This window comes from Parvibaculum sp. (assembly GCF_049651025.1).
Lineage (GTDB): Bacteria > Pseudomonadota > Alphaproteobacteria > Parvibaculales > Parvibaculaceae > Parvibaculum.
The window spans coordinates 1-8,146 of sequence record NZ_JBASBH010000103.1 but is presented as its reverse complement, the minus strand read 5'-3'; the positions used below and the strand labels follow the sequence as shown (position 1 = coordinate 8,146).

The following is an 8,146-nucleotide window of genomic DNA, read 5'->3' as shown; positions in this document are numbered from 1 at the left end:
CAATGATGTCATCCCGGGACTTGTTCCCGGGATCCATCTTCCTGCACTCACTGACGATCCGCCATGGGTCCCGGGACCAAGTCCCGGGACGACACTGAGATTAAAGCAGCTCCCTACTCCGCCGCCGCCCTGTAATCGGCCGCCTTGTGATGCTGCATCGAAGCAGGCGGCGCGGAATATTCCAGATCGTCGCTGGTCAGCGCGAGCAATGCGCGTTCCTTGTCGGCCGCCGTGAACTCCGCCGTCGTCACGCAGTACTCAACGAAGGTTCCGTTCGGGTCCATCGTATAGATCGAGTGGCACCAGTTATGGTCGATCTCGAACACGTCATGGCCGCCCGAAAGCCACATCTTCTTTTTCTCGGCCAGATGTTCCTTTGTCGGCGAATAAAATGAAACGTGGTTGACCCAGACCGGCAGTCCGGCTGCGGTCGAAAGCCCCGTGTCAAAAGGCTTTTCAAAAGCCTCGCCATGCAGTTCCCAGAAGGCAATGAAGCGATCCGGCTCGATCTCATAAAAGAAATGCTTCGCCCAGCCGCCTTCCTGCGTCGGCCCGACTTCGACCTTCTTCAGATCGAAGCCCATGACCTCGCGGTAGAAATGATCGGTCGCCTTCATGTCGCGCGTGGCGAAAGCGAGATGATGATAAGCCATGCCTTCTACTCCTTCGTATCAACCATGTTCATGACGTCGGCGGCGTTTCCTGCCGGTGCCGCGATCTCGACAATGCGCTCGTCCACATCGTCATATTCAAGCCGCAGCGCTTTCGCGATCACCGCATGAAAATCATAAAGTGCCGTGGTGTAGGTGAGTTCCAGAATCTCCTCGTCGGAGAGATGCTTTTTCAGCACCGCGAAAACGCCATCCGGCACGCGCCCGCCCGAGAGCACCAGGCCATCCGTATAGGCGAGCACCGCGCGCTCGATCTCGCTATAGCAATCGGCCACCTGCCAATGCGGGATCGCCTGAATCTGTTCCTCGCTCAAGCCCACATCGCGGCTGGCCTTGCAGTGCTGCGAGAAAACGAACTGGCTGCCCCGCGCCCATCCGGCGCGGATCTGGCCCAGCTCGCGAAGCTTGGGTGAAATCTTGCGGTTCGGGCTGCGGTAAAACTGAAAGCCTGCCACAGCGTGATCGAAGACATCCGGCACCACGGCGAACACCGTCCACCAGTTGCCCGGCGTTCCTGTCGCAGTTCCCGGCTCCTTCACCGGATCGCGCTCGCCGAACAGCACCTTGTAGATCGTCTGCGCAAGCGGATGCGCGTCGTCCTTTCCCACTTCCCTCAAACGAGGCATGGACTTCTCCCTTCCCATTTCTTATGAGCAAATCATATCATCAGACGACGGCACGTCATCCAGAATGCGCAATGTCAGCGCGTCGCCTTCGAGCGATCGAGAAGCACCGTGCCCATGCGCTCCAGCTTGCCCCAGCCGACAAACGGCCCACGCAGCGCCGTCATGATGGATCGCACCACGACGTAATACATGAGCTGGCGATAGCCGAAGCGCTGAAGCACCAGCCACCACAAGAGGCTCCATTGTTCGCGCCGCTCCATCAGGAAGCCGAAGGTCGCAGCCGCCAGATCGACGACGATGAAGACGCAATAATAAATCCCAATGAGCTTGAGATCGGCATTGCGAAACTCCGCGCCATGCTGCGCATATGCGATCCACTGGCCGAGCAATTGCCACACCAGCAAGAGATCGGCGAGCGGCGCAAGCGCCGTCAATATGATCTGGAACAGCCAGACCTGCGGCAGCGCGATCATGCCGAGCGCGCCATAGCGCGGCCTGAATGTCAGCGAGCGATATTTCCACAGGCATTGCAGCGTGCCGTAAGACCAGCGGAAGCGCTGCTTCGACAGGCCGGAGAAAGTCGCGGGCGCTTCCGTCCAAGCAATCGCGCTGCTGTCGAACAGCACGCGATAGCCCGCCTTCTGCAGATTGATGGTGAGGTCCTGATCTTCCGCCAACGTGTCGCCGCGAAAGCCGCCAAGTTCCGTCAACACGCTTTTCCGCCACGCGCCCACCGCGCCGGGCACCACCGTCAGCGTGCCGAGTGCCGCCAGCGCTCGACGCTCCAGATTTTGCGCCGAGATATATTCCAGCGCCTGCCAGCGCGTAATCATGTTGATGCGGTTGCCGACTTTCGCGTTGCCCGCGACAGCACCAATCGTTTCATCGCCAAACCAGCGCACAAGCCTTGCGATCGTATCCGGCTCGAATTGCGTGTCGGCATCAAGCGCAACGATGACCTCGCCCTTGGCAGCGGCGATGCCGATATTGAGCGCATTGGCCTTTCCGCCATTCGGGATCGACAATATCTGCACGCGCGGGTCTGCGCCGAAGTTCGCGCGCATGACGCCGAGCGTGTCGTCCTTCGATCCGTCATCGACGACGATCACTTCCATCTCGTCGTAAGCGCTCGACAATATTCCTTCCACCGTCGAGACGATGACATTCTCTTCGTTATAGGCAGGAACGATCACGGAGACTTTGTACATCGACGGCGCAAGCGGCGGCTCGACGGTGTTCAGTTCCACGCGCCGACGCCACAGGCTCAAGCCGACAAGGAACAGGAGCCGCGCAATGCCGAGCCATATAGCGATGAGGAAACACCAGTAGAGCACATGGCCCAGCGTGCTCAGCGTCATGAATATGACGCGGTCGGTGAGCAGCCCCACGGTCAGCGGCAGATGCGGCATGGCCTCTTCCGCCGTCAGCGGCACCAGCGCGGAAGTCGTCACGAATTCATAGCCTTCCGCGCGCAACCGATCGATCATCTCCGGCAGCGCCGCCACCGTTTGCGAGCGGTCTCCGCCCGCATCATGCAGCAGCACGATGTTGCGCGGAATATCCGGCGTCGCGCTGCGCACCTGTTCGAGTGTGCGCTCGATGATCTTGTCGACGCCCGGCAGTTCCCAGTCCACCGGATCGACATGCTCGCCGACAGTGATATAGCCCATATCCTGCGCGATCTTGACCGGCACGATCTCTTCATAATCAGTCGGCTCCGCATCGCCCAGATAAGGCGGGCGGAACAGGCGGAGCGAGCGCCCCGTCAGCGCCTGAAACAGGCGTTGCGTCGCATTGAGTTCAAGCTTCACAGCCTCTTCCGGCGTCACCGAAAGATTGGGGTGCGTGAATGTGTGGCTGCCGACCTCGTGCCCTTCGGCAAGCTCGCGCTGCACAAGGCCCGGATGCGCCTCCGCATTGGAACCGATGATGAAGAATGTCGCGGGGACTTTCTTTTCCTTGAGCACGTCAAGAATTTGCGGCGTCCATTCGGCGTCCGGCCCGTCATCGAATGTCAGGGCTATTTTCTTGTCCGCGCCGCCGAACTGCCGGATGACATAAGTCGTCGGAAGTTTGATGTAGGTTTCGTCGTTTATGTCGCCCGTTTGCGGATCGACTTCGAATTTGCGGCTTCCTGTCGTCGGCTCGGCGCTCACGCTCAGGAATTCGCCTCGTCCTTCAAAGTCGATATCGTCGATGATGGGAATGCTGCCAAGCGTTGCCGGAGCGGCGGAGCCATAGGGCTGGCCCATGACGTTCCAGATCGTCGGGTCTTCACCGCCGAGCCGCCACACGGCATAGCCTGCAGGCTGATAAGGGTCTGCCGCGTGAATCTGGTTGAACGCCGTCACGCCGTCGAGAAACCAGACGTCATGTTTGACGTTGTCTTCCTCGACATATGAAAAATGCGGATTGTTGGTTGCCGCATCGAAATCGACTGTCGCGCCGGAGTCATGCGCCGCGATCACCGCGTCCTGAAACGTCACATTGTTGACGTCGCCGCCATTCCAGTCATAGCCGTAGCTTCCGATGGCGACGATTGTGCGGGCCGGATCGAGCACCTTCATGCGCTGGTCGATCACGCCTTCAAACCACTTCTGGCCCGCGACGCTGCCCGCCTCGCTCGTCAGCCAGTGTTCGTCGTAGGCCATGAGCATCGTGTAATCTACGACCTTTGCCATTTCCGCAAACGGCCATGTGTTGTCGCCGACAGGCGTTGCGAGCACGACGATCCAGCTATGCGAGGCGAAGTTTTCCGATAACTCGCCCAGGAATAATTTGAGATCCTTGCGCGATCCGGTCGGCAGATCCTCGAAATCGACGATCAGCCCCTGAAACTTGTTCTGGTCGATAAAGAGTTCGAGCTGCGTGATCAGCGCTTTGCGTTTTTCAGGTTGAGCCAGCAGCTTGGCAAGGCCCGGCCCATCCCACTTGCCGTTGGAGGCGTTCTGCAGCGTCGGCAGAATGGCCGCGCCCGGCTTGTTGTCGCGAATGTAGCTCGCCACATGCTGATCGTAATTCACCGCCAATGCCATGTCCGGCCCTTTCAGCGTCAGCCAGGTCGGCATCACCCAGTCCAGATGCGGCAGCGCGCGTTGCAGCGACGCGAAGGTGTTTTCACCCCAGTTGGGATAGAAGGCGATGGAGAGCGGACGCCCGTTCTGAGGCTGAAGGATCGCGGCGGTGGTGTTGTTTCGCAGCGCATGGTCCGCCTTGCGCCGGCGCTCCAGCGCAACTTTCTCGCGTTTGGCGCGCGCTTCGGCGGCTAGATGTGCGGCGGATTTCAGCAGGCCCGGCGATGTGGCCTTGCGCTGAAGTTCAACCGTCGGCACGGCGTTCATCTGTCCGGGGAGCTTCACGCTGTCGAGGCGCGGCACCACGGCAAGGCTGATGAGAAATGCCACGCCCGCCACCGTGCTGACGATGGCAACCACCCATCCAAAGATCGAAATGTGAAAAGCGCGGCGCCCGCTAGCGTCGAAGAAAATCGGCTTGTTCGGCATAATGACTGATCAGTTCCGTTCGACGCCCATATAGCTACAACTTTGATCGCTCCTTTTCTCCATATTTTTTCGTACAATTCCGTAATGTGGCGAAAATCATCGCCTTGCCCTCCCCCCTTTCTGCCGCTTTGCTCCGGGCCTCCGACCCATTACATTCACGGTCATGAGCATTCCCTCCTCCATCGACGAAACCGTCGACCTGCTCGCGCGTGGCGCCTATGTGGCCGACCGTTCGCTGGCGACCTCTATTTTCCTCGCCCTTAAAATGGGCCGTCCGCTGCTGCTTGAGGGCGAGGCGGGCGTCGGCAAGACCGAGATCGCCAAGGTTCTGGCCGAGGCGCTTGGCCGCCGCCTGATCCGCCTTCAGTGCTATGAGGGGCTGGACACGGCGAGCGCCGTTTACGAGTGGAACTATCAGGCGCAGATGATCGAGATCCGCCTTGCCGAAGCCGAGGGCAAACAGGATCGCGAGACGCTGGGCAAGGACATATTCTCCGAACGTTTCCTGATCCGTCGCCCCATCCTTCAGGCGCTGGAGCCCGATGTCGCCGGTCCGCCGGTGCTGCTGATCGACGAGCTGGACCGAACCGACGAACCCTTTGAAGCCTACCTGCTCGAAGTCCTGTCGGATTTTCAGGTCACGGTTCCCGAGATCGGCACCATCAAGGCGGCGCAACCGCCCATCGTCATCGTCACCTCGAACCGCACGCGCGAAATCCACGACGCGCTGAAGCGCCGCTGCCTTTACCACTGGGTCGATTATCCCAATGCCGAGCGCGAGCTTGAAATCCTGAAGCTGAAGGCCCCCGGCGCATCCGCCCGCCTGTCGCGCGAAGTCGTCGCCTTCGTGCAATCGCTGCGCAAGCTCGACCTCTACAAGAACCCCGGCGTCGCAGAGACAATCGACTGGGCAACCGCACTCACCCAACTCGACGCGCTCGCGCTCGACCATCAGCTCGTCAACGACACGCTTGGCGCGTTGCTGAAATATCAGGACGACATCGCCCGCGTTCAGGGCAGCGAAGCGGCGCGCATTCTTGCCGAGATCAAGGCTGGCGCGCAGGCGGCGGAGTAACAATGGCCTCATCCTTCGAGACGCGGGCTTTGCCCGCTCCTCAGGATGAGGAGTTGTTTCTGAATTGACCCTCATCCTGAGGAGCAGCGCGCCAGCGCTGCGTCTCGAAGGACGAGGCCTCCGGAAGGGCGTCATGGAAGGCCAGATTGCCGAAAACATCGTCCACTTCGCGCGCGTGCTGCGCCGCGCCGGGCTTGTCGTCGGCCCGCGTCAGGTGCTCGACGCCATCGAAGCCGTGGACGTCGCGGGCTTGCGCTCGCGCGAGGATTTCTACTGGACGCTTCACACGACGCTGATCAAGCGCCACGACGCCCACACGATCTTCGATCAGGCCTTCCACGTCTTCTGGCGCGACCCGCAGCTTCTCGACCGCATGATGGCGCTGATGCTGCCCGAAATCAGAACGCCTGAGCATGACGACGCCGAAAAGGCCAGCCGCCGCATTTCCGAGGCTCTCTTCGGCAGCGACGCCAAGGACGAGGGGCAAGACGAGCCCAACCTCGAAGTCGATGCCAGCGAAACCTTTTCCGCAACCGAAATCCTCCGCAAGAAGGACTTCGAGCAAATGTCCGCTGCTGAACTCGCTCAGGCCCGCGCCGCCATCGCCCGCCTGCATCTGCCGCTCGATGAAGCCCGCATCCGCCGCACGCGCCCCTCGCCGCGCGGTCGCCTTGCCGATATGCGCGCGAGCCTGCGCGCCTCGCTGCGCGGCGGCGACATCATCCCGCTGAAAAAGCGCGAATATCGCCGCCGCCGCCCCCCTCTCGTCGTGCTTTGCGACATATCGGGCTCCATGTCGGCCTATGCGCGCATCTTCCTGCAATTCGTCCATGCGCTGACCAACGACCGCGACCGCGTTCACGTCTTCCTCTTCGGCACCCGTCTCACCAATGTCACCCGCGAGCTTCGCCACCGCGACATCGACGAGGCGCTGGCCCGCGTCACGGCCTCGGTCGACGATTGGGACGGCGGCACCCGCATCGGTGAGACGCTGCGCCGCTTCAATGTCGAATGGAGCCGCCGCGTGCTTGGGCAGGGCGCGGTCGTCCTCCTCGTCACCGACGGGCTCGACCGCGATGCCGGGCATGGCGTCGAGCCCGAAATCGCCCGCCTGCACCGCCAGTCAAAACGCCTCATCTGGCTCAACCCGCTCTTGCGCTATGATCGCTTCGAGCCGAAATCACTCGGCATCAAGGCGCTGCTGCCGCATGTGGACGAGTTCCGCGCCGTGCATAGCCTCGACTCGCTGGCGAGCCTGGTCGACACTTTGAGCGCGCCTGCGACCCGCAAGTCTGAAAGGAGAGCCGCATGAGCGAAACCTTCAGCCACGAACAGGTGCTCGAACAGGCCGCGCAATGGCAGGCGGCGGGCCACGGCGTCGCGCTTGCCACCGTCATCGAGACATGGGGCTCGGCCCCGCGCCCGGTCGGCAGCCAGCTTGCGATCCGCGACGACGCGGCCTTTATCGGCTCCGTGTCGGGCGGCTGCATCGAGGGCGATGTGGTGACCCGCGCGCTCGATACGCTCACCACCGGCAAGCCTGAAGTGCTGGAATATGGCGTCAGCGACGCCGCCGCATGGGAGGTTGGCCTCGCTTGTGGTGGCCGCATTCGCGTCTTCATCGAACCGGTCACGGCCTGATGCGCGAAGTTATCCTCAAGGAGCTTCTAAAGAGTCGTGAGGCAAAGCAGCCCGTCGTCCTAGCCACACGGCTCACTGACGGGATTCAGAAACTTCTGCATCAATCTGATACAAAAGAAGAAAACTGGCTTATTAAAGCCGTTGCTGAAGTTCTGGCGAGCGACAAGAGCCGCGTCGTCGAAGACCCGGACGGCCAGCAGTGGTTTCTCAACGCCTTCAACCCGCCTCTGAGGCTTCTCGTCGTGGGCGCTGTCCATATCGCCCAGCCCGTCGCCGCCATGGCGGCACTCGCGGCCTATGATGTGACGGTCATAGACCCGCGCACGGCCTTCGCATCGCCCGAGCGTTTTCCGGGCGTCACGCTCCGCACCGAATGGCCGGACGAGGCCATGACCGATCTCAAGCCGGACGCCCGCACCGCGGTCATCACCCTCACCCACGACCCCAAGCTCGACGATCCGGCGCTCGTCGCGGCCCTTAACAGCCCCGCCTTTTATATCGGCGCGCTGGGCAGCAAGAAGACCCATGCCGCCCGCCACGAGCGCCTGAAAGCCGCGGGCTTCGACGATCAGGCCATCGCCCGCATCCACGGGCCGATCGGCCTTTCCATCGGCGCGAAAAGCCCCGCCG

The 8,146-nt window shown here is 61.6% G+C and carries 7 protein-coding genes; 4 read left to right on the top strand and 3 right to left on the bottom strand.

The window, feature by feature from the left end; genetic code table 11:
- Positions 1-113: 113 nt before the first annotated feature.
- From WA943_RS13525 to WA943_RS13515, 3 genes are all read right to left on the bottom strand, one after another.
- Entirely contained in the window at positions 114-653 is a 540-nt protein-coding gene (locus WA943_RS13525; RefSeq protein WP_424470411.1) for a VOC family protein, read from the bottom strand.
- A 5-nt stretch (positions 654-658) separates the two neighbouring features.
- Positions 659-1,297 (bottom strand): carboxymuconolactone decarboxylase family protein, encoded by a 639-nt coding sequence (locus WA943_RS13520; RefSeq protein WP_424470410.1) that lies wholly within the window; start codon positions 1,295-1,297, stop codon positions 659-661.
- Between the two features lie 74 nt (positions 1,298-1,371).
- The gene (locus WA943_RS13515; protein WP_424470409.1) at positions 1,372-4,800 is read right to left on the bottom strand and encodes a polysaccharide deacetylase family protein; all 3,429 of its coding nucleotides are present in this window, start codon (positions 4,798-4,800) and stop codon (positions 1,372-1,374) included.
- A gap of 163 nt (positions 4,801-4,963) precedes the next feature.
- Here WA943_RS13515 and WA943_RS13510 point away from each other — a divergent pair, with 163 nt between their 5' ends.
- The 4 genes from WA943_RS13510 to WA943_RS13495 form a co-directional block, all read left to right on the top strand.
- Positions 4,964-5,875 carry an AAA family ATPase gene (locus tag WA943_RS13510; RefSeq protein ID WP_424470408.1) on the top strand — a complete coding sequence of 304 codons (912 nt, stop codon included), beginning with the start codon at positions 4,964-4,966 and terminating at the stop codon, positions 5,873-5,875.
- A gap of 133 nt (positions 5,876-6,008) precedes the next feature.
- Complete coding sequence (locus tag WA943_RS13505) at positions 6,009-7,187, top strand: vWA domain-containing protein (RefSeq protein WP_424470407.1); 1,179 nt, start codon at positions 6,009-6,011, stop codon at positions 7,185-7,187.
- Positions 7,184-7,516 carry an XdhC family protein gene (locus WA943_RS13500; protein WP_424470406.1) on the top strand — a complete coding sequence of 111 codons (333 nt, stop codon included), beginning with the start codon at positions 7,184-7,186 and terminating at the stop codon, positions 7,514-7,516. The genes WA943_RS13505 and WA943_RS13500 overlap by 4 nt, the downstream gene beginning before the upstream one ends.
- A partial coding sequence (locus WA943_RS13495) for an XdhC family protein (protein WP_424470405.1) occupies positions 7,516-8,146 on the top strand: 631 nt, incomplete at its 3' end. The genes WA943_RS13500 and WA943_RS13495, both read left to right, overlap by 1 nt.